Here is a 23,440-nt window from a genome sequence, read left to right on the forward strand (position 1 = left end):
AGTATTGCCTCCGAGTGGTGAGCTCCACCGAGGTTTCGTTCGTTCAGGGTCACGCACAGGCCGTCGGTCGCCACCTCGACGGCCGCGACCGGGAATAACCCCCGCACCGCTGTCACGATATCGAATCCACTGTGCCACTGCGGGATTCCCGCTGGCGCGATCATCCCGGCCGACCTGTCGATCGGCCCCGGGCAGGCAATACCGACCGCGGTGATCTCGTCGTCTCCGGCGATATCGAGCAGCAGATCCCGGCAGCCGTCCCACACCGCATTCGCCGGTATCGGGATTCGCTTGATATCCCATGCGCCGACGCCGCCACCCACCCGGCTCGCGGCGAATTCCGCAGGGCCGATATCCAATGCCAGTACGGTCATGAATCAGCTACCACCACAACGCCTTTCGTCCTGGTTGTGCAATGCCGGTAACAAGTGGACTGGCTCCCTCATGGGACCTCCGAGGTTGGTCGACCGTGACGTCATGCACCTGCCGGGACAGTGTCGCCCACCGGCGCTCGCTCTTTCGGCCCAGTACACATTCCGTGCCGATGAACGCAGATTCACTGCCCCGCAGCGTAAAACGCGTGGGTGGCCGAGCTCGCCCGGATCACCTTGCCAAATCCTTACGCACCACCCGCTGTCGCTTCGCGCACCGGCAAGGTGAGCATCGCGACGATCATGTCGATGATCTCGGCGGTGTCGCTGTCGGGGGCCGCGGTGCGCACGCCTGCTTCGAGCACGCGTTCATAGTCGGCGATCAGGGCGAACATGACGGTCGCCATGGTTTCCAGGCGCTGGCGGCGTCGGCGCGGTGGGAGTTGCGGGAGGGCCGCGTCCAGGCGGGTGGCGATGATGCGGACGGCGGCGCGGTCGGCGCCGGCGAGACGGCGGGCGTCGGCGATCACGGGGTGGGCGCGCACCACTTCGAGGAAGCGGCCGTAGTGGGTGACCTGTGCCGTGTAGATGAGTTCGAGGATGGGGGCGGCGAGCATCGCGACCAGTGTGCGGATCTCGTGTGCGGTGCCGTCGGCCTCGTATTGGGCGAGCAGTCCCATTCGGCGGTCTTCGAGCCAGTTCATGCGGCGGTCGACGATGGCCTCGAGCAGACCGCTACGGGAGTCGAAGTAGTAGTGCACCGCGGAGTTGTTGCGCTGGCCCGCGGCGGCGGCGATATCGCGGAGCGGGACGTCCACGCCGCGTTCGGCGATGAGTCGTTCACCCGCGTCGAGCAGTGCGGCACGCGGATCCTCGGTGGCCATATCAGCACTGTACTAAACCCGAGTGTTGACTACATTAAGCGTAAGTGCTTAATTTGGCGATACGAAGCGAAGGCGCGGCGGCCTTTGTGCAGCAGAGTCGAGGTGATCCGATGACCATCGCGCGGGGCCCGATCTTCCAGCTGTGCTGGGTGGTGCGCGATATCGAGGCGGCCCGGCGCGAGTTCACCGAGCGATACGGCGTCGCGAAGTGGTTCACCATCCCGGACGTGCACTTCGGGCCGCAGTTGTGCGAATTGCGCGGCGCGCCCGCCGATTACACGATCACGGTGGCACTGGGGTATGCGGGCGGGCAGCAGTTGGAGTTGATCGAGCCCAAGTCCGGGACCAGTTTGTATTCCGAACACCTGGATAGAGTCGGGCCCGGACTGCATCACGTCGCGTGGGTGCCCGAAGACTATGACGCGGCGCTGGCCGAGGCGAAGGCGAGCGGAGCGGAGATCCTCGCTCGCGGCGCGTTCGAGGGCGTAGGGATGGAGTTCGCCTATCTCGACGGCGGCGCGCTCGGTTCCGTTGTCGAGCTCATGCGGCTGTCGGCGGATATGCAGGCGATGTTCGATTATCTGATTCCGGAAGGGTTTTCGAACCCATGGGCGTAGGAACCGAACTCCCCCAGCTCATTACCGAAACGGTCGAGTGGGATGTGACCGCGGGGGTGATCGTGGTCGGATTCGGTATCGCCGGAGCGTGCGCGGCGATCAGCGCCGCCGAAGCGGGGGCAGGGGTGCTGCTGCTCGAGCGCACAGGCGCGGCGGGCGGTGCTTCGGCGTTGGCGGCCGGGCATTTCTATCTCGGTGGCGGTACTCCGGTGCAGCAGGCGACCGGGTATGCGGACAGTGTCGAAGCGATGATCGCCTACCTCGAGGCGGTCACTCCCGAGCCCGATACGGCGAAGATTCGCGTGTACTGCGCCGAGAGTGTCGCGCATTTCGAATGGTTGGAGGCGCACGGGGTCGAGTTCGAGCGGTCGTTCTATCCCGGAAAGGCGGTGGTGCAGCCGGGTACCGAGGGGCTGATGTGGACCGGCAACGAGAAGGTGTGGCCCTACCGTGAGCAGGCGCGGCCCGCGCCGCGCGGGCACAAGGTGAATGCGCGCGCCGAGCGCGGTGGGCAGCAGGTGATGACGGTACTCGCCGAGCGGGTGCGGGAGCTGGGGATCGAGGTCCGGTACGAGACCGAGGTGCGACAGCTCGTCGTCGATGCCGGCGGGCGAGTCGTCGGGGTGCGGTGGCGTGACGGTGCGGCCGCCGGAGCGGTGGTGCTCGCCGCGGGCGGATATGTGATGAACCCGGAGATGATCGCCGCTTACACGCCGCGGCTGGCCGAACATTTTCTGCCGCTGGGTGTTCCGACCGATGACGGGATCGGCATTCGGCTCGGGCAGTCGGCGGGCGGTGATGTGGCGCAGATGGACGGGGCATTCATGACCGCGTCGTTCTATCCTCCGGCCGAGCTGTTGTACGGGGTGATCGTCAACAAGGCGGGGCGGCGGTTCGTCGCGGAGGATTCCTATCACGGGCGAACCGCGGGTGCTGTTGTCGCGCAACCAGATTCGACTGCGTACCTGATCGTGGACAACAAACATATGGTGTGGCCGGAGCTACCGATGGTGAAGTTCGTCGACGGATGGGATTCGGTGGCGGAGATGGCATCGGCGCTCGGCATGCCGAGCGATGCGCTGCGCAAGACGTTGGAGGACTACAACGCCGCGGCGGCGCAGGGCCGCGATCCGGAATTCGGTAAGCATTCCGACTGGCTGACGCCGTTGACCGAAGGTCCGTGGGGCGCCTTCGATCTCACACCGGGACGAGCCACGTATGTCGGGTTCACCCTCGGCGGGCTGCGGACCTCGGTCGATGGTGCGGTGCTTCGCACCGACGGATCGGTGATCACCGGGCTGTATGCGGCCGGCGCGTGTGCCTCGAATCTGGCGCAGGACAGTTCCGGCTATTCCAGCGGGACGTGTCTGGGCGAGGCGTCCTACTTCGGGCGACGCGCGGGTGCACATGCGGCGGGCATATCCGCCGCATCGAACAGGGCGCACAGCGCCGAAAGTATGGAAGGCGATTGAGATGCGATTCACCTATGCCGAGACGATGACGGACCCGACCTTCTATGTGCCGCTGGCACAGGCCGCGGAGGCAGCCGGGTACACGTCGATGACGATCGCCGACAGTGTGGCCTATCCGAAGGAATCCGACGCCACCTATCCGTATACCCCCGACGGCAATCGCGAGTTCCTGGAGGACAAACCGTTCATCGAGGCCTTCGTACTGTCGGCGGCCATCGCGGCGGCCACGACGACGCTGCGGCTGACGCCCTTCGTGGTGAAGCTGCCCATCCGCCCACCGGTGCTGGTGGCCAAGCAGGCCGCTTCGATCGCGGCACTGAGCGGGAACCGGTTCGGGTTCGGCGTCGGCATCAGTCCATGGCCGGACGATTTCGAAATCATGGGTGTGCCGTTCGAACGCCGCGGCGCGCGCATGGACGAGTGCATCGATATCGTGCGCGGGCTCACCGCGGGTGGCTATTTCGAATACCACGGGGAGTTCTACGATCTGCCGCCCATCAAGATCAGCCCCGTGCCGACCGAGCCGATTCCGATCCTCATCGGCGGACACAGCGGCCCGGCATTGCGGCGCGCAGCCCAGCGCGGCGATGGCTGGATGCATGCCGGCGGCGATCCGGCCGAATTGGACCGGTTGCTCGCGAAACTCGACGTACTGCGTGCTGAATACGGCACCCGCAAGGATTTCGAGATCCACGTCATCTCGCTGGACGGGTTCACCGTGGACGGTGTGAAGCGTTTGGAGGACAAGGGGGTCACCGACGTGATCGTCGGCTTCCGCTACCCGTACACCACCGAACCGGATACCGAATCGCTGGACACCAAGATCGCGCACTTGTCCCGGTTCGCGGAGAAGGTCATCGCGAAGACGAGCTGAATTCACCTGCAGCCCCGGCACCGGGGCTCCTTGTCCTCGGCGACTCCGGTATCGCGATCAGGGCGTGCATCAGACGCCGCGGCGTCGAACCCCGCGCCCCCGATGCCCGTCACATGCGCCTGGTGTCACAAAATGTGGTGGTCCGGCGTCTGGTGAGCGACGCAGTCGAGATCCAACAGACAGGAGCCACCCGTGGCCACACACTTCCGGATGCCGGGGGCACAGTCGTGAGTGCGGATCCTGCCACCGAAGTCTTCGTCACCCACCGCAACCTGCTCTTCACCGTCGCCTACGAAATGCTCGGATCGGCCGCCGACGCCGAAGACGTCCTGCAAGAAACGTGGCTACGGTGGGCAGGCGTCGACCTCGACACCGTGCAGGACCAGCGTGCCTACCTGGTCCGGATCACCACCCGCCAATCACTCGACCGACTACGCACGCTCGGACGCCGCAAAGAGTCCTACATCGGCCCCTGGCTGCCGGAACCACTGCTCACCACACCCGACGTCGCCGACGATGTCGAACTCGCCGAGAACGTCTCCATGGCGATGCTGTTGGTACTCGAGACACTTGCCCCGACCGAGCGCGCGGTATTCGTACTGCGCGAGGTGTTCGATCTGCCCTACGACGAGATCGCCGACGCCGTCGACAAAACCCCGGCCGCGGTCCGCCAGATCGCCCATCGCGCCCGAGCACATGTGGCCGCGCGCCGACCTCGCGGACCAGTTTCGGCGGCCCGAACCCGAGACGTGCTCGCGGCGTTCCAGCGGGCGGTCGAAACCGGCGACATCCAGGGTCTGCTCGATATGCTCGCGCCCGATGTCGTACTGCTGGGTGATGGGGGCGGAATCAAACAAGCCCTGCCGCGGCCTGTCACGGGAGCAGACAAGGTGGCCCGCCTGCTGGCCGCCTTCCCGGGCAGAGTCACTGCTGCCTTGTCGCTGCAACCGGCCCAGGTCAACGGCTACCCGGCACTGGTCATACGGCTCGACGACGAGCTCGATACGGTCATGGCGGTGCGCATCGACGAAGGGCTCGTCACCGGCATCTACGCCGTCCGCAATCCCGAGAAGTTGTCGCATGTGCGGCGGGAAACTGCCCTGCGTCGCTGAATTCGTTGGCCTCGGATGGGCGCTGCGCATAGGCCTGGGCCTGTCGGGGCATGATCGCCAGGCCAGCGAGCAGTGCTCGCCGAAGAGGTCGGCCCGACCAGGCCTGCTACCGCGACGCGCCCAGGAACCCAGCACACCTCACCGTGCTAGGCCCTACGGAGGACGCCCTCCCGAGCGCACTGTCCCGGACCGCGCGGTCTCGAGTACGGGTCTACCGGCCGACGAGGTCGGCCTGTCCGCGCCGTGTATGGCCCCTGAGGGACCACCGCATACGTCACCGTGCTGCGCCCTCGTGAACGCGCAGCCCTGAGCGCGCGGTCTTACGGGGTGCGGTCCTGTAGATGCGATGCGGCCAGGGCGGCCGAGGCGGCGGCGAGGGTTTGGGATCGGTAGGAGCTGCCGAAGAGGACGACATGCACGAGGAGTGGGTGCAGTTGGTGCAGCGGTATTCGGGCCTGCCAGTCGTCGGCGAGCGGGTGGGTTTCGTGGTAGGCAGCGCGGATTCGGTCCAGGTGTGGGGTGCCGAAGAGGGCGAGCATGGCGAGGTCGGTTTCGCGGTGACCGCCGTGGGCGGCGGGGTCGATGACGAGTGCGTGGTCGGCGGTCCACAGGACGTTGCCGGACCACAGATCGCCATGGATGCGGCTGGGTGGTTCGGGTGGCCCCGCCAAGGTTTCGATACTCTCTATCACGCGCTCCACCAAGCGAATTCCATCGCGACCGAGCGCCGCGGCGGCCCTCGGCACATATGGGGCGAGGCGATAGTCGGCGTACCAGCGCGCCCACGAGCCATCGACCTCGGTGTTGTCCAGCGGCAGATCGGCGATCCAACCCGACCACGGCGCGCCGAACGATCCCGGCGAATCCGCGTGCAGCGCAGCAAGTTCGCGCCCGAAACGCTCCGCGGCGGATGAGCTCGGCGCGGCCGCGGATACCCACGGCAGCACCAGCATCCCGTCATCGACAGCCAGCACCTCGGGCACCAACTCCGGAGCCCCCGCAGCGAGCCAGCGCAACCCCGCCGCCTCCGCCTCGAATACCGACGCCTGGTCGTGCGCGGCCTTCACGAAGACCTCGCGCCCGTCACCGAGAACCGCCCGATGCAACGTCCACGAATGCTGTGACCCCAGATCGGTGATCGAATCCACCGTCACGCCGACCAGTGCCGCGAGATTCGCCACGCCCCTCACTTCGGTCCCCTTCCCACGCCCTCGAACCTACCCCGCCCAGCCCCTACTCCGGCACGGTTGTTCGCTCGGCCGCTGTTCACATGTAGCAATCGGGATAGCAGCGCGCGGCGGGAGGATCGATCCCGTTCGAGTCCGAGGCTGCCAACCTGTTCTTCCAACTGGCCTCCTCCCGGTATGAGCGGGCGAGTTTGATCGTGACCAGCAACAAGCCCTTCGGGAAAGCGCACTTGTTCGCACGAACCTGAGCATCAATGGTGCCGATCAGCGGTTCGGCATTTCGGTGGTTCGCTGGCCAACGCCTTGAACAGGCCTCTCGCGGTAATCGTCCACTGCGACAACCTCGTTGGAGCAGAGCGTGTGGTGAGTCGTGACGCCAGCTGCGAGGATGATCGGATGAAAGCCGAGACCGCATACCACGGTGAGCTTGGCGAGCAGTTCGCCACTCTGTCAACTGACAACGCCTACAACGCTTATACCGATCGGCCGGCCATGCTCGAGCTCGCTGGTGACGTCAGCGGTTTACAAGTCTTGGATCTAGGTTGCGGGGCAGGCCATTTCGCTGCCGAACTGCTGGGGGTGGGGGCTGCGAAGGTCGTCGGCGTCGATGGGAGCGAATCCCTGCTGAACGCTGCGCGGCAGCGCCTCGGCGACGGTGGCAACTTGCACCACCACGACCTCGAGGAGCGGCTGGCCTTCTTGGACGACAAGTCGTTCGATCTGGTTGTGATGGCCCTGGTCTATCACCACATAGACGCACGCGAGCAACTACTCGCCGAGATTCGGCGCGTTCTGCGGTCAGGCGGGCGCCTGCTGGTCTCCACGACCCATCCGACCGCTGACTGGGTCTACTTCGGTGGTTCCTACTTCGCAGACGATCCCGTTCAATTGCCTCTTGGTGATGGTTTCATCCGCTTCCGCCGGATGCCGCTGCAGACGTTTCTAGGCGAGCTTCTCAGCGCCGGGTTCGTGCTGGAAGAGCTGGTGGAGCCGCGGGCAACAGAGCAGGCCCGTGTTGTTGATCCACGTCGATACGACAAGACACACCAGATTCCGACCTTCCTGACCGTCAAACTCCGTTGCCCATGAGGTCTTATCGGCTCGGCAGTCGGGTGGGGTCGATGGTGTCGGCGAGATGGATCAGCGGGGATTCCGGAACCATGCCGAAGCCGGCGGCGACGAGCGTCGGAGCGATCGAGGACTGCCCACGTCGCAGGATCCACGGGAACCAGATGCGGCCGGTTTCCCAGCCGAACGGTGTGCTGATGCTGGTCGATATCGTCGCAGCGCAGCAGGCGAGCTTCCTGACTGGAGGCGCCGTGAAGCAGCGCGAGCATCCCGACCAGAGCCTCGTGAGGATGCACGGCTGAGTCAGTGGTCCAGCGGCCGAACAGGGTTCGCTGCTGGGCGAGAGTCAGAGTTCGACCCTGAAATCCCTTGGGGTCCTTGGCTTCCAGACCCGTCACGGGGCTGATCAAAACAAGGTGGCGCGTCCGAGCGAATTGGAAGAACTGCCGCAGGACGGATGGTCGCCGGATGCAACGCTCCACCGGATTCGTCGGCGAACAACACGGGCGAATCCGGGAACTTCGGGCGGACATCGCTCAAGAACCATCGCAGCACCAGATCCAGGCCGTCCAGCATGGGCACCCAGCGACCCATCGCCCACATGCCGAGACGCGTTGAACTCGTCGACCGGGCACACCAGTTTGACGCCGAATCCGGCCTCGATCTCGGCGGCCTTGCGAACTTGCAGGAAGCGGTGAAAACCCTTGAAGATCTGGACATATTCGCGTCGGGTCGCTGGAGCCCGGCCCGCGACCGCGAGATCGCCGACGACGCGGTCGATGTCGTCGGCTGCGACTTCCCATGCCGGCCGCCCCAGCGCGGCCAGAGCACGCTCGAGCAACCCGATGTCGTTGTCGATGGTGACCGGGCTGAACCCACGAGCACGCCACGACGCGACAATCGCTGGGACGAGGTGTTCGGCGACGACATCGTCGCGGCCGCCGTTGATCCAGGCGGTCGTGGGCAGCCGGGGTGGGGTGGGTGGCCACCCGACCGTGTCGGGTTGGCTGTGTACGCGGCGGTGAGGACTAAGCCGCGTTCGGCGCGGATCTCGGTGGCGGTGGCGCCGTGAACTGTTACGGCAGTGTGTAATCCGATCCCGGAGTGCCGGTGGACGGTGTTGTAGTAGGTGAAGAACACTCGACAGAACTGCCCGGCCTCAGCGATGGAGGCGAAGCGTTGTCTGCCGAGGCCTTCCCGGCAGGCAGGTTCGCAGCACGCACCGTCCGCTCGAACTGTCAGCGTCACCGCCGTCGTCGAGGCCTCGACGTGCTGGCGCCGTATTGCCCCACTATCGCGATGCCGACTCCGATCATGAAGACCACGAATCCGTTTGTGGCATCGTTCATGTGTCCTGGCGTGTGCTGGGCAATCGCGATCGCGGCGATCGCCCAGCCGATCACTCCGATTGTCGTGCCGATCCAGATCAGGACTCTGCTCCAGAGAGGTGCCCGCGACAAATCGCCCGGAGCAGGGGAATCGTAGGTGGTGTTATAGACGTCGTCACCAGCAGTCAGGCCATCTCCGCCGGTGACGATTCGGCTACCGTGGGTGGCGGTGTTGATGATGGTCGGGCCGTTCATCCGGTCGAGTCTGTCTCGGAGTTGGGCGAGTTCGCGGGCGAATTCCGCGTCGGCGGATGCCGCGCGTTCGATCGCGTCGGCGAGTTGACGGCGTGCGGCCATGCTGTTCGGATTTCGGTCGAGGTCGTCGAGTGCGCGTCGTCCCAGTCGGCGTGTGACGGCGCCGGTGAGGGCGGTCAGTCCTTGATCCAGTGACCGGTCCACGAGCCGTCCGCCGGCTGCCCCCAGTGCCGCAGCCACATATGCGGCAACGACCATTCCGTCGATCATGTCAGGCTCCTCCCAAGCCGCCCCGGCAACATAATCATCTCATCGAACGAACCACATGCGGCGTTTCGAACATTCCGACCGAACAATCAGCTCACCGGGTTTCAGCACGGCCTCGCGGTAGCGGGACGCATGCCAGGAGTTGGATACGATCGCGCATCGTAGATATCGAAAACCCATACCCACAGCGTGTTTTCATTTGATGCGCGGAAATGCCTTCACGCAGCTGTCTTCCAGTAAACCGCTGCGTTTGTTTCCAGCTCGAACTTTCCCACGGCGGATCTCACTCGTCGCGCGATGTTCTGCTCGGCCCGCAGCGCCGCAGGGCGGCTGGGACTCCGGACGCTTCCGGTCTACCGGCGCCGTCTAGGTGTCGACGTTCTCGCGCCGAGCTCGGCGAAGGTCATGAGGACACCGCCGATGAGGAAGAACGGCAGCAAGTTGAACTGCTCTGACACCGCCCCGCCTTGGGACATGCCGATCAGACCGCCGGCGAAGCCGATACCGACGAACACCAAGCCGATCCACAACAGTGCCTTGGTCCAGATCGGAGCTCGGGACAGATCTTCATCCGATGCTATGTCGTATGTGGTGTTGTGAATGCTGCCCCCGGCCGTGATGCCTCTGCAGCCGGTGACGATCCGGCTGCCGTGGGTCGCGGTGTTGATCACGGTTCCGCCGTTCAGTCTGTCGAGCGTGGCTTGCAGGGCCGCGAGTTCGCGGGCGAATTCCGCGTCGGCGGATGCCGCGCGTTCGATCTGATCGGCGAGCTGGCGGCGTGCGGCCATGCTGTGCGGATTCCGGTCGAGGTCGTCGAGTGCGCGTCGTCCTAGCCTGCGTGTGACCGTGCCGGTAAGAGCGGTCAACCCTTGATCCAGCGAGCGGTCCACGGCCCTCCCGCTTGTCGCCCCCAACGCCGCGGCCACGTAAGTGGCAACACCCATTCCGTCGATCATGTCAGCTTCTTCCGCGGCCGCCCCGGCAACATAATCGTCTCATCGCGCGAACCACATGCGGTGTTTCAAATATTTCGGCTTGAAAGTCGTTCGTAAGCAAAGCTAATGCGCAACTGCTGGCCAATTGTCGTCCTTTTCGCGGTTCGCGTTCTCCGGTGATGCGACTTGCCGGATTGAGCGCGGCTCACTGGAGCCGAATGTCAAGGCGTGGCCGGATGTCAGCGCGATTCGGCGGGTGGCGTAGACGTAATCCCTGCGCGGATATGGCCGAGATCTCCACCGTGGGTATGCGGTTGGAGCATCGACGCCAGCAGGTGCGCCGTGGCCCGCGGATCGAAGAAGAGCAGCGGGCGGACGGTGTCCGATGACCTAGTCGACGCGCCCTTCATCAGCGGATGCCGTGGTCCGACGGCGGCCTCGGCGAGCAGAACTCGACGCACACCGCCGCCATGGGCTCGATGCGGCGCAAGCGAACTCGGGTCGTCATACCGGATGCCGTAGCCACCGGCGTCGATCACCGACACGGCACAGCGCACGCTCATCACGACGCGGCGTTGAGGCGCTTCTTGGTCTCCTCGTCGGCCGGGAAGAACGATTCGATGGCGAGTTCGGCGACGGTGACGTTCATCGGGGTGCCGAAGACGGTAGTGATGCTGATGAAGGACAGTTCGTGGTCGTCGTGGCGCAGGCGGAGCGGCACCACGGCCTGGTCCGGTTCGGGGAGGGTGAGATCGACTGTGCCGCCGGGATATTCGCGCAATTCGTCGCGGAGATCGATCAACTCCGGCGAACCGGTGACTTCGATCTGACGGGACAGGCGTTCGAAGATATGGCCGCGCCATTCGGCGAGATTGATGATGCGGCCGGCCATACCGTCGGGATGCAGGCTCAGGCGCAGGGCATTGACCGGTGCGGTGAGCAGTTTCGGGTCGATGCCCGTCAACAGCAGTGCCACACCGGAATTGGCGTCGATCATATTCCAGCTCTGGTCGATGGCCAGCGCGGGATAGGGGTCGTGGCCCACGAGGATTTGGCGCATCGCACCGCGCACCGCATCCATCGCGGGCGTATCGAGGGATGGTTCGGCGTAGGCGGGTGCGAATCCAGCCGCGAGGAGCAGCCGATTGCGTTCCCGCAACGGGATCTCCAACTGCTCGCACAGGTGCACGAGCATGGTGCGGCTGGGATTCGCGCGACCCGTTTCGATGAAGCTCAGATGCCGCGCGGAGGTTTCGGCGCGCCCGGCCAATTCCAGCTGGCTGAGCCTGCGCTCGAGCCGCCAGTGGCGCAACAGGTCACCGGCTGTCTGCGTACTCACCCTGCCGATCCTACGAAGCCTGCGGCTTCGGCACGATTACCTGACGGGTAATGGACGTGCGGCGACTCAGAACCGCCAGCGGGTCGCGCCGCCGGGTTCCACGGTGGACAGCGCGGTTGCGGTGAGCGCGGTCAGGCGGTACACGTGCCACGGCGGCGGGCCCGCGGAGGGGGCGCTGTATTCAGCGGTGAGCGCCTCGCCGGTGTCGTCGACGCGACAGGGCCAGCCGCCGTCGGCCCAGCGCCGGGCCATATCGGCGACGGCGGCGGGATCGGCGATCCTGGTCGCGGTGCCATCCACGACCAGATCGAATTCGTGGGTGGCCACGCTCATCGAGCAGCGCGGATCGCGAGCCAGGTTGCGGCCCTTGCGGCTTCGGGCGCCGGTGGTGAACCAGAAGGCGCCGTCCACCCAGAGCGCGCCGACGGCGGTGACGTGCGGGCTGCCGTCGGGATTGATCGTGGTCAGCCAGCAGGTGTGCCGGTCGAGGCCGCCGGTGCCGGGGGCTTGTTCGATGCCCGCGTCGAGTCGTTTGCGAATGCTGTCCCAGCCGATCGGCGGCAGCTCGTAGCGGTCGGCGAGATTGATTGTGTCCATATCAGTAGGACGCTCTGGGTCCGGGGAACTCACCGGTGTCAGAAGATTTCATCGCCGACGAAGGCCTGGGCCGACTGGGCCGCGGTGAGCTCGGCGCCGATCGCGTCGGTGAATTCGGTGAGGTCGCCGGGACTGCGGGAGGTGATCAGCGGCCAGCCGTTCTCGTCGGAACGCACCACAGCGCGATCGATCCAGCGTCCCTCGGCATTGACGACATCGGTGCGCAGCGAGTGATAGGACGTCAAGGTCTTGCCCGCGACGACGTCGGCCTCCACGAGCAGCCATGGGCCGTGGCAGATCGCCGCGACGGGCTTGCCCGCACGCACGAACTGTTGTGCGACTTCCACAGCGCGATCGCAGACGCGCAATTTGTCCACGTTCACAGTTCCGCCCGGTACGACGAGCAGGTCGAAATCGTCGACCTCGAGATCGTTGAGCGCCGCATCCGGCTGCACGACCTCATCCTTGTCGACATCGTGTCGAAAAGTCTGGACCTCGCCGCGTTCGGGGGTCGCGTGCACGGCGACGGCTCCGTGTTCGCGCAACCAGTCCAGCGGCATCAGCAGCTCGTCGTGTTCGACGCCGGTATTCGCGGTGATGACCAATGCGCGCACACCGCGCAATTCCTCGGACATACCGGACCCCTTTCTCGCCCATCCTTCACCAAGGTCGGCCTACCCCGGCGCGGGGCACTCAAACGATTCCCGCACCCGTCCGGATCAGCGATTTGCGCAGTAAACTCCAGTAATGGCCGCGGCCCTGCCCACTGTCGGCGTGGAAGAGGAATTCCTTCTGGCGGATCCGATCACGGGTGCGCCGAGTCCGCGGAACGTCGAAGTCGCGGCGGCGGCCGCCGACGTCGGCATCGATCTGCAGTTGGAGTTGACGCGCTGTCAGGTCGAGATCAATACCGGGGTGCATACCCGGACCCCCGAATTACTCGATGACCTGCGCCGACTGCGCCGCAGCGTGGCGAGTTGCGCGGAGAAGAACGGTGCCAGGTTGCTCGCGGTGGCGGTGCCGCCCACGGTGCCGGATGCGTATCCGGTCACCGATACCCCGCGCTATCGACTCATCGAACACCATTTCGGGCTGCTCGCCCATGAGCAGGGTTTGTGCGGCTGCCATGTCCACGTCGGGGTGCCATCGCGCGATATCGCGGTGCGGGTCGGGAATTATTTGCGGCCATGGTTACCGGTGTTGTTGTCGTTGACGGCCAATTCCGCGGTCTACCGCGCCACCGATACCGGATACGCCAGCTGGCGCAGCATTATGTGGCGGCGGTGGCCGAGTGCCGGTCCCCCACCCTTCTTCGATTCAGTCGCGGATTACGACGACATGGTGCAGATGATGTTCGCCAGCGGCAGCATTCTCGATACTGCGATGGTGTATTGGGATGTGCGGCCCTCGGCCACATACCCGACCGTCGAGGTGCGCGTCAGTGATGTACCTGCGACGGTCGAGGAAACGGCGTTGTTGGCCACGCTGATTCGCGCCGCTGTCGCCATGGCGCAGACGGCGATACACGATGGGCTGCCACCACCCCCGGTGCCCACGGAGATTTTGCGGGCCGCGTATTGGAAGGCCGCCCGATCCGGCCTGGACGGATACGGGCTCGACACGATCAGCGGTCACGCCCTTCCCGCCCACACCCTGCTGGCCGGGCTCGTGGACTACCTCACCCCCGCGCTCGAGCAGTCGGGTGACCAGCAGTTCGTCGCCGATACCGTCGAAGCGGTTCTTGCGCGCGGTAACGGCGCCCGGCGACAACGCACCGCTATGAGCGCACACGACGATGTCAGCGACGTCATCGATGTAGTCGCCGCCGCCACCCTCGAAGGGTGTTACTGACCGGACAGGCCGAATACCGGACGCGCGCCGCCGTCCCGGACGATCTGTACAGCGACGATCGCGAGCAGCGTCGCACCGGTCGCCATGTGCTCGATCGCGTCGGTGATGTGACTCGGGAAGCTGAATATCAGCACATGATGTGAGAACAGCGCCCACACCCCGACCGCGAATCCACCGCCCATTCCGGCGAGCACGCAGTACCAGGCCGACCAGGACTTGCGGGTCGCGACGATCAGCGCGGGGCCGAACAGCAGTAGCCCGGCCACCGCGTGCCAGCCGTTGTAGTCTATGCCGAGTACCGGTGTCGCCGGTGCGTGTTCGCCGAGTTCGAAACTGGGCTCGGCGACCCACCCCGCGATCGCCCACACGATATGGACCGCCCCGATCACGAGGACGGCCCACTGCAGAAAACTCCACCGCGTCCAGTCGATTCGCCGCTCGATCACCGATTGTTCGCTCATCGCGCCCTCCCTGACCGTACCTACTACACAGCGTAGTTGAGATAGCGGTCATCGGAAAGTGCTTCGATGGAGGGATGCCCCTACTCGTCGGCACATCGGGTTGGCAGTACCGGGACTGGCGCAACGTGCTGTATCCGGCGAACGTTCCGCAGCGTGTGTGGCTCGAAACCTACGCCGCGGGCTTCGTGACGGTCGAGAGCAACAATGCCTTCTATCGACTACCCAGCAGCGAGACCTTCGCGACATGGCGGGACCGGACACCGCCGGACTTCTGTTTCGCGGTCAAGGCAAGCCGCTTCCTCACCCACATCAAGCGGCTGCGCGAACCAGAAGAGCCGGTCGGGCGTTTGATGGAGCACGCCCGCGCGCTGGGCGACAAGCTCGGGCCGGTGCTGTTGCAGCTGCCGCCGACGCTGCGAGCCGATCCGGCACTGCTCGACGCCTGCCTGCGCTGTTTTCCGCCCGACGTCCGGATCGCGGTCGAACCCAGGCACGATTCCTGGTGGATTCCCGAAGTGCGTGCCGTGCTGACGAAATGCGGCGCGGCGCTGTGCTGGGCCGATGTCCGGTCCCGGCCGGTCGCCCCGCTGTGGCGGACGACGGATTGGGGTTATCTGCGACTGCATTCCGGACGTGCGACACCGGCACCGCGCTACGGGCGTACGGCACTCACCAGTTGGGCGCGACGGCTGGCCGACACCTGGCCGGATCGTGCGGAGGTGTTCGTCTACTTCAACAACGATCCCGGCGGCGCGGCGGTCCGCGACGCGGTTGTCTTCGCGCGGGCCGCCGCCACGGCCGGAGCCACCGTCAGCCGAACTCCCGCAACGAGTTTCAGCCGACGATAGCGTTCATGATGGTGCCCGCGCTGGTCGCGATGACACCACCGACCATCGCGCCGGCGAGCATCTTCGGCGAGTCCAGGGTGCTGTTGCTCCACTTCTCCCAGGCGAACCGGCCGCCGGCGTAGGTGATGCCGCAGACACCCGACAGCAGGACCAGCCAGGTCAGGTACCGGACCATCTGCAGGATCTTTTCCGAATTGGGCGGAGCCTCGGGCGTCGGATCCCCGATTTGAGCAAGGACGGTCTCGTGCAAGGTAATCAGCATCATGGGCGCATACTCATTCCAGGTCGAGGCGAGCGATGAGCGGCAGATAACCGAGCAATAACCAGGCCGGTACCGGACAGTATGGACGGCGGCTGAGACTTTCGGGCGGTCTCGGCGGAATCTGTCTGAAATGTCCGAAGGCGCGGCACGGCGCGCCGCGGTGCGGGTGTAGCATTCGCCCGATACAACCCCAACGCGGGAGCTCGGGCACGGCCGGGCTGAGAGGGCGGACCCCACGTTTCGCCGACCGCATGAACCTGTCCGGGTAATGCCGGCGTAGGGAGAGCGGTACCGGGATGTCTGCACCCACCATTGATCGATCCGAGCGGCGCGAAGCACCGTTGACCCTGGACCAGCCTGCACCGAAGGTCCTTTCGTTCTGGGACCAGAGCGCCTTCTGGGCGAACCTCGGGGTCAGCCTGTTCGCATTCTCCGGCGCGTACACGGTGCTAGCGCCGAATTCCGATGGCGGCGCGCAGATCTCCATCGCCGCGGGCATTCTCGCGATGATCATCGGCACGGTGGTCGGCGGGCTCATGCTCGGCCTGGCCGCGGTACCCGGAGCCAAGACCGGTAAGCCCGCGATGATGTTGCTGCGCGGACTGTTCGGCGCGAAGCTCAGCTACCTGCCGACGGTGCTCAATATCGCCCAGCTGATCGGTTGGGGCACCTTCGAATTGATCGTCATCGGCGATGCGGCCGAAGAGTTGTTCGACGGCGGTCCGCACTGGGTTTACGTGGTCGCCGCGGGTGTGCTGACGACGGTGCTGACAATCTGGCCGCTCGGTTCGGTGCGAATGCTGCGGCGGTTCGTGACAGTCGGCGTGGTGATCGCGTTGATCTGGTTCTACATCCAGTTCGTCCGGGCGGGTCTGCCGGATCTCACCACCAACCCGGGCACCGAGGGCGGCGGACCGTTCGGCGTGGATTGGAATCTCTTCTGGGTCGCTACCGATGCGGCGCTTGCGGTTTCGATCTCATGGGTGCCGGTGGCGGCCGACTACACCCGGCACTCCCGCGGCACCGGCGCGGCATTCGGCGCGGCCAGTGGGGCGTATGCGTTCACCCAGATCATCGCGTATGTGCTCGGACTGTTCGCGCTGGCGCTCGCATCCGGCGACGGCGGGGTGTACTCGCCGTTCCTGACGGTCACCCTCGGCGCGGTGTTCTTCTTCATCTTCGTATTCCGTGAGGCCGACCAGTCGTTCGCGAATGTGTATTCGACGGCCGTCTCGATCCAGAATCTCGCGCCGCGAGTCGACCGCCGGGTGCTCTCGATCGGTCTCGGTGTGCTGATCACACTGCTCGCGCTGCGACTGAACATGGCGAACTACTTCGGCTTCCTCGGCCTGATCGGGTCGGTTTTCGTGCCGCTGCTCGGCGTGCTCGTCGCGGACTTCTTCCTGCGGGCGCGCGACCAGTGGGATACCTCGGCGAATGCGCCGTCGCGGTGGGGCATGGTTGTCGCTTGGCTCGTGGGACTTTCGGTCTACCAGCTGATCAACCCGGGCGACGCCGGAGTGTGGACCGACTTCTGGGTGGACGTGCAGGAGAAGCTGCACTTCACCAAGCAGGCGTGGATGAGCGCGTCACTGCTGTCGTTCCTGGCCGCGGTCGCGGTCGCGTGGGGTGTGGGACGTGTCTCCATGCTGCGCAAGTCCGCGTAGTCTCCGGACCACACGCTGGAACCGCGGCGATCGCGGCCCCAACGCACACGGTGCCGGTTCTCCGCTCGTCGTCCACCACGAGGCACACCGCACCGAGCTCGGACCTCACGCGCTGCCGCAGATCCCGTGAGCATCTCGCACAGGCTGTGCCCTATGCGAGATGCTCAGGGGCTATGCGAGATCTTCACTGAGTTCCGCGACCTGCTCGGCCGACTCTGTGAGTGCCGACTGGTTCGTATGCGGTCGTTTCCCTGCCGGAACGGCGGCCTGGACGAATCGGCCGAGGCGGTGCAACAGTTCGGCCGAGTCGCCCCGCGCGAGTGCCGACACAGCGGCGCACGCCGCAGCCCCGGGTGAGTGTTTCGCGAGCAATTCGCCGAGAGAGGGCGCGGCCCTGCTGATCTCGAACAACTGCGGTTGCGATGTTTCGATCTCGTTGTGGGGCAAAAACTTTCCGATCGCGCAATCTTGCGGGGCACGCAAGTTTGCGTATCGTGAAGGGCGTGGCATTCGCACTCGGGTTGCGGGAACGCAAGAAGCTCGCGACTCGGGAGGCGCTCGGATTCGCGGCGCTGCGGCTGGCGGTCGAGCATGGGCTCGAGGGCGTGCTGGTCGAGGACATCGCGGCGGCGGCGGGTGTTTCGCCACGCACGTTCAACAACTACTTCGCCAGCAAGTACGAGGCCGTGTGCTCGGTGGCGGTCGATCGGGCCCGGCGGATCGCGGACGGACTGCACGATCGTCCGGCGGCCGAAGCGCTGTGGCCCGCGGTAATCCACGCGGTACTCGCCGAATTCCGCGATGACGAACTGCCCGATCCGGCATGGACCCGCGGCATTCGGCTGATCACCACCGAGCCCGCGCTGCAGGGTGAATATCTCAAGGCACAGGCCGTCATCCAGGAGGCCATCGCGACGGCCATCGCCGAACGCACCGGCCGCGACCTGCACACCGATATGTTCCCGCGAATCATGGCAGGCGCGATCGCGACCGCACTGCAGGTCGCCATCGACCGCTGGGTCGATGTGGACCCGCCCATCGCCGCACTGCCCGTCATCCGGGAAGCGTTGCGGCAACTGTCCTATCTACCAGGAGCCTTTCCCATGGACGTCCCCACCAACCACACCATCACCGTGCCCGGAGCGACGCTGTACTACGAGATCCGCGGCACCGGTCCGCTGCTGCTGCTCATCCCTGGCGGCAATGGCGACGCGGCCAGCTTCGACCAGATCGCGGAGCGACTGGCGGATCGCTATACGGTGGTTTCCTACGATAGGCGCGGCTTCTCCCGCAGCCCAGGGCAGGACCACAACGTCCAACTCGACGGCGCCGATGCCGCCGCGCTGCTCACTCACCTCGGAGACCAACCCGCCGCGGTGCTCGGCAGCAGCTCCGGCGCCATCGTCGCGCTCGAATTGCTCACGACGCGACCGGAACTCGTGCATACGCTCATCGCGCACGAACCGCCGCTGGCGACCGTACTGCTCGATGCCGACAAGTGGCTCACCTTTTTGGACGACGTCTACCGGACCAGCGAGTCCGAGGGCTTCGTCGCCGCCATATCCCAATTCGCCGAGGGTGTCGGGCTGCGCCGGCAACAGCCCGACGCCGAAGAGCCCACGCCCGAAGCCGCCGCGATCAGCGCGCGCATCCAGCAGAACATGCTGTTCTGGATGGAGCACGAGATGCGCCAGTACGTCCGCTACACACCGGATTTCGACGCTCTGCAAGCTGCCGCCCGAAAGCTCGTCCTCGTGGTCGGACACGATTCGAAGGAAACCTTCCCGGCGCTGCCCAATGCGGTGCTCGGCGAGCGCCTCGGACTCGATATCGTGGAATTCGCGGGCGATCACGTCGGATACCGAAGCGCCACTGAGGATTTCGCCACTCAGCTCGACACGTTGCTCGCCAAGCGCGCATAAGCAGATCTCGTTGACGCTCGGTCGCTGAGGCCGGATGACCGAACCGGGGTCTCTCGCGATCCGTCAGATGCACGCCGGGCGGCCGAAGCCTGATCACCAATCGCCGACGCGCGGCCACATGATGGTTGGCTGCAATTGCCATCCGACAATGCCGTGGGTACTGGGCCGATAAATCCGCTCGGCACCCGGCCGACCAATCGCGCAGAGTAAGGAAGGCACGCTGGGACCGAGCCGGGCTGCGGGGCGTACAGGGCTGGGCCGTGCGGTGGGATGGGCCGCGACCCGACGACAGCATGCGGCTGAGCGAGATTCCTCCAACTATCGTCGACCCATGGCTCGCGACATACCCCTACAGGTCGCGGTGTGCGGACCGCATGATTGCACAACCACCGAGGCCGAATGGGCTGCGGAGGTGGGACGACTGCTCGCGGCTGCCGGTGCCACTGTTCTGTGCGGCGGCGGTAGCGGCGTTATGGCGGCGGTCGCCGAGGGGGCTTCCAGCGTGGGCGGTGTCGTCATCGGTGTTCGCCCCGACACCGACCGGTCTACTACCTGTCGCGGTCTGTCCGCCGTCTTGTACACCGGCATGGGCGAGGCCCGAAACGCGATCCTCATTCATTCCGCCGACGCCGTCATCGTGATCGGTGGTTCCTGGGGCACCCTCTCCGAACTCGCTTTCGCCTGCCACCGCGGCACCATCCCCGTCATCTCGCTCGGCGGTTGGCAAATCCAGGACGCCAACGGAAATCCCATCCCCGCAGCACAACTCGCCACCGACCCCGCCGACGCCGTCCACCGCGCTCTCACCTAGGCCCGAAACCTTCAGCGCACCCACGTCACTCGGCACCCCGGCAACACGGGACCGTTCGCCGGAAGGTCTGGCGTGGGCCGCCTTCCGGGCCTGGGGCGGCGATTTCGGCCGGGGTGGCAGGGCACCGAGCAAGACTCCGCTGCCGATCCAGGCCAGGGCGAGACGAAAACGCCAGCCGGTGGCCCGCGCTCCGGCAGCATCGATCGTGGCGACCAGCAGCCGGTGATCTCGACGTGCGTACTCCCAGATCGTATTGAACAGAACAGCTGCCAGCTGGAACGTAAGGCCGTGGAACACAACGGCAGTACGCTGCCCGTGCCCTTCATCGAAGGCGTGGACCAAAACGGCAGCAGCAAACGGCAAGAACGCAATGTCCATCAGAAGCACGGTGTTCAAAAACAGCACCACCCGATCGACACGACGGATCTGATCGAACATCACGTCAGGACAAGTCGCGCCGGATCGCGCTCCGCGCCGAACGGTGTCGACCCTCGTCGCACTCCACCATTTGCCACTGACACCTGACGAACGTATGCGACTGGTCGGCCTCAAATTGTGGTGACGAAGCCGCCGTCGATCCTCAGATCGGATCCGGTGATGTTGGCGGACCGGTCGCTGGCCAGGAACACGACCAGGTCGGCAACCTGCTCCGGCGTGGTGAACCGGCCCATCGCGGCAGCACCGGCGGTCGCGGACCGCACCTGTTCGGGGGTCTGACCGCTGGCGGCGGCGATCGTGTCGGCCACTGCGCCTTCGTCCAGCCACAGCCCCGTCGTCACGGGCCCGGGGCTGATGGAGTTGACGCGAATGTTCTTCGGCCCCAATTCCTTTGACAAAGCCTTGCCGAAATTCGTGACGGCGGCCTTGGTGGCACAGTAGTCGTAGATCCCGGGATCCGGATAGTACGCGTTGACCGATCCGATGATGACGATCGATCCACCGCCACGGCGGTGCATCTGTGGCAGAGCGGCCCGGGTCGGCCGCACCGTCCCCATCACATTGAGATCCCAGGATGCCTGCCACTGGTCGTCCGTAACGCGCGCGATTCCACCCGGTTGCACAGTGACCGCGCCGACGTTGTTCACCAGTACGTCGATGCCACCGCGGTCTGCCGCAACCGCGATCAGGTCATCCGAACCGGCGGGATGCGACAAATCGGCGGATACAAAGGTCACTTTCCCGGCCTTGTCCAGCGCCTCGAGACCGGGCCCTCGGCTGCGTGATCCGGCCACGACGTGGGCGCCGGCGTCCACCAGCGCCTGGGTGATCGCGAGCCCGATACCTTTGCTGGCGCCGGTGACCACGGCGGTCTTGCCCGACAGATGTAGATCCATGCTGCTGCTCCCGTCGCCGCCTCGGTTTGTGACCCCGAACACGCTACGCCCGGCTCAGCTCTGTGCCGTCGAAGTTGGTGTCACCACGTACATCAAGACCCAGTGCAATGAGGCCACACAGCTACCCGCTGACACGGTCGTTGACAGCGCACCGAGTTGGCCGAATTGGTGCCCCGAATCAACGGGCTGACTGCGGGACAAAACGCCGCCTCAGGCGTCGAACATCGCGAAGAGGGTGTTGAGGCCTTCCGCCAGGAGTGGGTGCGTGAAGATCGCGTCCGCCATGGCGGTGTAGGTGAGCTTGCCCAGCATGGCGACCTGGATGGCATACAGGCTCTCCGGAGCGCCGCTCAGCCGAACTTTCCATCCGCCGTTACCCGTCGCGTCAGCGCAACCATCACCGAACTCGTCCATGAATCCCGGGCCGAGAACGTGCCACCGTGCCGAGCATCCTCACGACACCGCACCTCACGACCATTATGAGAACAGTTCCGAGTGTTCGGCTATGTACCGCCCAACCGTGGATGGCGGCTGTCCCGTGATCTTTTCGACGTCGTCGGTGGCTCGGTCGTAACGTCCAGCGCGGTGCAGCAGCGCCATGGTGGCCAGATGTTGCTCGACGTGCGCGGGCAGACCTCGGGGCTCGAGGACCTCCTCGACCCAGGTTTCCTGGGGAATGTCGGTGCCGCGAATCTGCCGGTGAAGTCCCAAACTGTACTCGGCGGCCAGGCCATCGATGTCCAAACGCGCCGGACCGGTCAATTCGTAGACCTCGCCGAGTCGGTGGGCAGGATCTAGGAGCACTGCCGTAATCGTGCGGGCCACGTCGCTGGTAGCTATCGGTGACGTTCGACCCGTTCCGAAGGGCAGGGCCAAAACGTTTCGCTCTCGCAGCGACGGTGCCGCAAGTCCGGTGAATATCGGATTGTCCAGAAACACCGTCGGCCTGATGTGCACGACCGGCACACCCGACCAGTTCAAGACATGCTCGGCGAGGTAATGCAGCCGATGTTGGCGAGACTCTCCCACACTGGTCAGCGTCATTTCAGAAACGGTCATCTGGGACATGTTCACGACCACCTCGAGGTGGCCGTATGCCAGTGCGGCGTCGCAGACGACCACCGTTGCCTGCAGGTAGCCCGGCGAAACCCCCATCGAAAAGAACATGCGATCGGTACCGTTCATCGCATCGACCACATCTCGTGGGTCGGTCAAGTCTCCGACTACGACTTCAGCGCCGAGTGCACGTAACGGCTCGGCGCGGGCGTCGTCGTGGTGCACCAACGCGCGAACGCGATCCCCACGTTCCCGCAATTGCTCGATCACCTGCCGGCTCACGCCGCCGGTGCCACCACCCGCCCCGGTGATCAGGTACAAGGGCGCACTCATGCTCGCTCCTCGAGGTGTGTTTCCCAATGCTCGGCAAGGGGTGTGCCGACAAACCGCTCGAGCATCAACACGACTTCATGGACGGCTTCCGCGCCCTGGATGGCCCACGCCGCGCCGTCCCCGGTTACGTCGTCGGCCAAGTTGTCCAGCCACGCTGGATAGCACTGCTTCCCCATACATGTCGATGTCATGCCGCGTCTCCCGTGAAATCGGCAGCGTGCCGGCTCGCCGACGCGCACCCAGGATGTGTGACCCGTGACCGTGCAACTATATTGCGCCGCGGCCCGGGTTGCGGGGAATCCCGACGCTCGCCAGCGTCGGCCATAGTGGCCGAATTCTGCACGTCGCGACGGCGTCGTTCGCGGCGACCAGGCGCTGCCCGGGCGACCCATCTGGGCGCTGACCTGGCCGCTGCAGGTGATGCCGATGTTCTTCGCCCTGGACCGCGCCGGCTTAAAAATCGTGCCCACCGGCCTGCGCGAATGCCTTACCGGCGACACCGCCGACGGCTCCGAACCCATGACCGAAGCAGAACTCGAAAAGCTCGCCCTCGCCCTCGCCCTCGCCTGAGCGCTGAAAGCCCTGCGGC

Annotated in this window: 28 protein-coding genes, 2 pseudogenes and 1 riboswitch; of the genes and pseudogenes, 15 read left to right on the plus strand and 15 right to left on the minus strand. The window is 65.5% G+C overall.

The window, feature by feature from the left end:
• Together ON44_RS17270 and ON44_RS17275 are read right to left on the minus strand one after the other, a co-directional pair.
• A pseudogene (locus ON44_RS17270) lies at positions 1 to 374 on the minus strand (ROK family protein); the annotation flags it as partial.
• Positions 375 to 619: 245 nt separating this feature from the next.
• Positions 620 to 1,255 carry a TetR family transcriptional regulator gene (locus ON44_RS17275; RefSeq protein ID WP_040691295.1) on the minus strand — a complete coding sequence of 212 codons (636 nt, stop codon included), beginning with the start codon at positions 1,253 to 1,255 and terminating at the stop codon, positions 620 to 622.
• A 110-nt stretch (positions 1,256 to 1,365) separates the two neighbouring features.
• Here ON44_RS17275 and ON44_RS17280 point away from each other — a divergent pair, with 110 nt between their 5' ends.
• From ON44_RS17280 to ON44_RS17295, 4 genes are all read left to right on the plus strand, one after another.
• On the plus strand, positions 1,366 to 1,872 hold the full coding sequence (locus ON44_RS17280) for a VOC family protein (protein WP_040691296.1): 507 nt from the start codon (positions 1,366 to 1,368) through the stop codon (positions 1,870 to 1,872).
• A complete protein-coding gene (locus ON44_RS17285) occupies positions 1,863 to 3,344 on the plus strand; it encodes an FAD-binding protein (RefSeq protein ID WP_040691297.1) in 1,482 nt (493 codons plus the stop codon). Before ON44_RS17280 ends, ON44_RS17285 begins: the two co-directional genes overlap by 10 nt.
• A 1-nt stretch (position 3,345) precedes the next feature.
• Entirely contained in the window at positions 3,346 to 4,218 is an 873-nt protein-coding gene (locus ON44_RS17290; RefSeq protein ID WP_040691299.1) for a TIGR03619 family F420-dependent LLM class oxidoreductase, read from the plus strand.
• Positions 4,219 to 4,445: 227 nt separating this feature from the next.
• Entirely contained in the window at positions 4,446 to 5,330 is an 885-nt protein-coding gene (locus tag ON44_RS17295; protein WP_051182135.1) for an RNA polymerase sigma-70 factor, read from the plus strand.
• A 320-nt stretch (positions 5,331 to 5,650) separates the two neighbouring features.
• Here ON44_RS17295 and ON44_RS17300 read toward each other — a convergent pair whose 3' ends face one another.
• A complete protein-coding gene (locus ON44_RS17300) occupies positions 5,651 to 6,520 on the minus strand; it encodes a fructosamine kinase family protein (protein WP_218007593.1) in 870 nt (289 codons plus the stop codon).
• Between the two features lie 113 nt (positions 6,521 to 6,633).
• On the opposite strand from ON44_RS17300, the pseudogene ON44_RS48350 reads away from it, so the two are divergent.
• The 4 genes and pseudogenes from ON44_RS48350 to ON44_RS54030 form a co-directional block, all read left to right on the plus strand.
• A pseudogene (locus ON44_RS48350) lies at positions 6,634 to 6,741 on the plus strand (ATP-binding protein); the annotation flags it as partial.
• A 172-nt stretch (positions 6,742 to 6,913) separates the two neighbouring features.
• A complete protein-coding gene (locus ON44_RS17305) occupies positions 6,914 to 7,606 on the plus strand; it encodes a class I SAM-dependent methyltransferase (protein WP_040691338.1) in 693 nt (230 codons plus the stop codon).
• Positions 7,607 to 7,677: 71 nt separating this feature from the next.
• Positions 7,678 to 7,887, plus strand: coding sequence for a hypothetical protein (locus ON44_RS17310; protein WP_157187197.1), 210 nt, complete (start codon positions 7,678 to 7,680; stop codon positions 7,885 to 7,887).
• Between the two features lie 272 nt (positions 7,888 to 8,159).
• Positions 8,160 to 8,657 carry a hypothetical protein gene (locus ON44_RS54030; protein ID WP_174415075.1) on the plus strand — a complete coding sequence of 166 codons (498 nt, stop codon included), beginning with the start codon at positions 8,160 to 8,162 and terminating at the stop codon, positions 8,655 to 8,657.
• 172 nt (positions 8,658 to 8,829) lie between these two features.
• On the opposite strand, the gene ON44_RS17320 is transcribed toward ON44_RS54030, so the two are convergent.
• The 6 genes from ON44_RS17320 to ON44_RS17345 form a co-directional block, all read right to left on the minus strand.
• Positions 8,830 to 9,438, minus strand: a complete 609-nt coding sequence (locus tag ON44_RS17320; RefSeq protein WP_157187198.1) for a hypothetical protein — start codon at positions 9,436 to 9,438, stop codon at positions 8,830 to 8,832.
• Between the two features lie 350 nt (positions 9,439 to 9,788).
• Positions 9,789 to 10,391, minus strand: a complete 603-nt coding sequence (locus ON44_RS17325; protein WP_157187199.1) for a hypothetical protein — start codon at positions 10,389 to 10,391, stop codon at positions 9,789 to 9,791.
• 218 nt (positions 10,392 to 10,609) lie between these two features.
• Positions 10,610 to 10,915, minus strand: coding sequence for a hypothetical protein (locus ON44_RS17330; protein WP_218007594.1), 306 nt, complete (start codon positions 10,913 to 10,915; stop codon positions 10,610 to 10,612).
• 17 nt (positions 10,916 to 10,932) lie between these two features.
• Positions 10,933 to 11,718 carry a helix-turn-helix domain-containing protein gene (locus tag ON44_RS17335; protein WP_040691308.1) on the minus strand — a complete coding sequence of 262 codons (786 nt, stop codon included), beginning with the start codon at positions 11,716 to 11,718 and terminating at the stop codon, positions 10,933 to 10,935.
• Positions 11,719 to 11,775: 57 nt separating this feature from the next.
• Entirely contained in the window at positions 11,776 to 12,306 is a 531-nt protein-coding gene (locus tag ON44_RS17340) for a pyridoxamine 5'-phosphate oxidase family protein (protein ID WP_040691309.1), read from the minus strand.
• A 38-nt stretch (positions 12,307 to 12,344) separates the two neighbouring features.
• Positions 12,345 to 12,941, minus strand: coding sequence for a type 1 glutamine amidotransferase domain-containing protein (locus ON44_RS17345; RefSeq protein WP_051182132.1), 597 nt, complete (start codon positions 12,939 to 12,941; stop codon positions 12,345 to 12,347).
• Positions 12,942 to 13,053: 112 nt separating this feature from the next.
• Between ON44_RS17345 and ON44_RS17350 the strand changes: the two genes are divergently transcribed.
• Complete coding sequence (locus tag ON44_RS17350) at positions 13,054 to 14,157, plus strand: glutamate--cysteine ligase 2 (RefSeq protein WP_040691310.1); 1,104 nt, start codon at positions 13,054 to 13,056, stop codon at positions 14,155 to 14,157.
• On the opposite strand, the gene ON44_RS17355 is transcribed toward ON44_RS17350, so the two are convergent.
• Positions 14,151 to 14,618, minus strand: a complete 468-nt coding sequence (locus ON44_RS17355) for a DUF4383 domain-containing protein (RefSeq protein ID WP_051182133.1) — start codon at positions 14,616 to 14,618, stop codon at positions 14,151 to 14,153. The genes ON44_RS17350 and ON44_RS17355 overlap by 7 nt on opposite strands.
• 74 nt (positions 14,619 to 14,692) lie before the next feature.
• Between ON44_RS17355 and ON44_RS17360 the strand changes: the two genes are divergently transcribed.
• A complete protein-coding gene (locus ON44_RS17360) occupies positions 14,693 to 15,466 on the plus strand; it encodes a DUF72 domain-containing protein (protein WP_040691312.1) in 774 nt (257 codons plus the stop codon).
• On the opposite strand, the gene ON44_RS17365 is transcribed toward ON44_RS17360, so the two are convergent.
• Entirely contained in the window at positions 15,453 to 15,731 is a 279-nt protein-coding gene (locus ON44_RS17365) for a hypothetical protein (protein ID WP_040691313.1), read from the minus strand. The genes ON44_RS17360 and ON44_RS17365 overlap by 14 nt on opposite strands.
• 182 nt (positions 15,732 to 15,913) lie before the next feature.
• Positions 15,914 to 16,028, plus strand: a riboswitch (TPP riboswitch).
• Here ON44_RS17365 and ON44_RS17370 point away from each other — a divergent pair.
• The 4 genes from ON44_RS17370 to ON44_RS51680 all read left to right on the plus strand — a co-directional run bounded on the left by ON44_RS17370 (position 16,025) and on the right by ON44_RS51680 (position 20,653).
• Positions 16,025 to 17,395 (plus strand): purine-cytosine permease family protein, encoded by a 1,371-nt coding sequence (locus ON44_RS17370; protein ID WP_040691314.1) that lies wholly within the window; start codon positions 16,025 to 16,027, stop codon positions 17,393 to 17,395. It overlaps the preceding riboswitch by 4 nt.
• Positions 17,396 to 17,898: 503 nt before the next feature.
• Positions 17,899 to 19,317 carry an alpha/beta fold hydrolase gene (locus ON44_RS51970; RefSeq protein ID WP_218007595.1) on the plus strand — a complete coding sequence of 473 codons (1,419 nt, stop codon included), beginning with the start codon at positions 17,899 to 17,901 and terminating at the stop codon, positions 19,315 to 19,317.
• A gap of 331 nt (positions 19,318 to 19,648) precedes the next feature.
• Positions 19,649 to 20,128 (plus strand): SLOG cluster 4 domain-containing protein, encoded by a 480-nt coding sequence (locus tag ON44_RS17390; RefSeq protein WP_040691316.1) that lies wholly within the window; start codon positions 19,649 to 19,651, stop codon positions 20,126 to 20,128.
• Between the two features lie 72 nt (positions 20,129 to 20,200).
• Positions 20,201 to 20,653: a hypothetical protein gene (locus ON44_RS51680; protein ID WP_040691317.1), complete on the plus strand. Its 453-nt coding sequence runs from the start codon at positions 20,201 to 20,203 to the stop codon at positions 20,651 to 20,653.
• A gap of 23 nt (positions 20,654 to 20,676) precedes the next feature.
• Here the strand turns inward: ON44_RS51680 and ON44_RS17400 are convergent, their stop codons facing one another.
• The 4 genes from ON44_RS17400 to ON44_RS17415 form a co-directional block, all read right to left on the minus strand.
• Complete coding sequence (locus ON44_RS17400) at positions 20,677 to 21,462, minus strand: SDR family NAD(P)-dependent oxidoreductase (RefSeq protein ID WP_040691319.1); 786 nt, start codon at positions 21,460 to 21,462, stop codon at positions 20,677 to 20,679.
• 210 nt (positions 21,463 to 21,672) lie between these two features.
• On the minus strand, positions 21,673 to 21,876 hold the full coding sequence (locus ON44_RS17405) for a hypothetical protein (RefSeq protein WP_040691320.1): 204 nt from the start codon (positions 21,874 to 21,876) through the stop codon (positions 21,673 to 21,675).
• A gap of 63 nt (positions 21,877 to 21,939) precedes the next feature.
• On the minus strand, positions 21,940 to 22,851 hold the full coding sequence (locus ON44_RS17410; protein WP_040691321.1) for an NAD(P)H-binding protein: 912 nt from the start codon (positions 22,849 to 22,851) through the stop codon (positions 21,940 to 21,942).
• Positions 22,848 to 23,042 (minus strand): hypothetical protein, encoded by a 195-nt coding sequence (locus ON44_RS17415; protein ID WP_157187201.1) that lies wholly within the window; start codon positions 23,040 to 23,042, stop codon positions 22,848 to 22,850. Before ON44_RS17415 ends, ON44_RS17410 begins: the two co-directional genes overlap by 4 nt.
• 235 nt (positions 23,043 to 23,277) lie before the next feature.
• On the opposite strand from ON44_RS17415, the gene ON44_RS46855 reads away from it, so the two are divergent.
• Positions 23,278 to 23,421: a hypothetical protein gene (locus ON44_RS46855; protein ID WP_157187202.1), complete on the plus strand. Its 144-nt coding sequence runs from the start codon at positions 23,278 to 23,280 to the stop codon at positions 23,419 to 23,421.
• The last annotated feature ends 19 nt before the right edge of the window (positions 23,422 to 23,440 follow it).

Origin of the sequence: Nocardia vinacea NBRC 16497, from assembly GCF_000308835.1 — a bacterium.
GTDB lineage: Bacteria > Actinomycetota > Actinomycetes > Mycobacteriales > Mycobacteriaceae > Nocardia > Nocardia vinacea.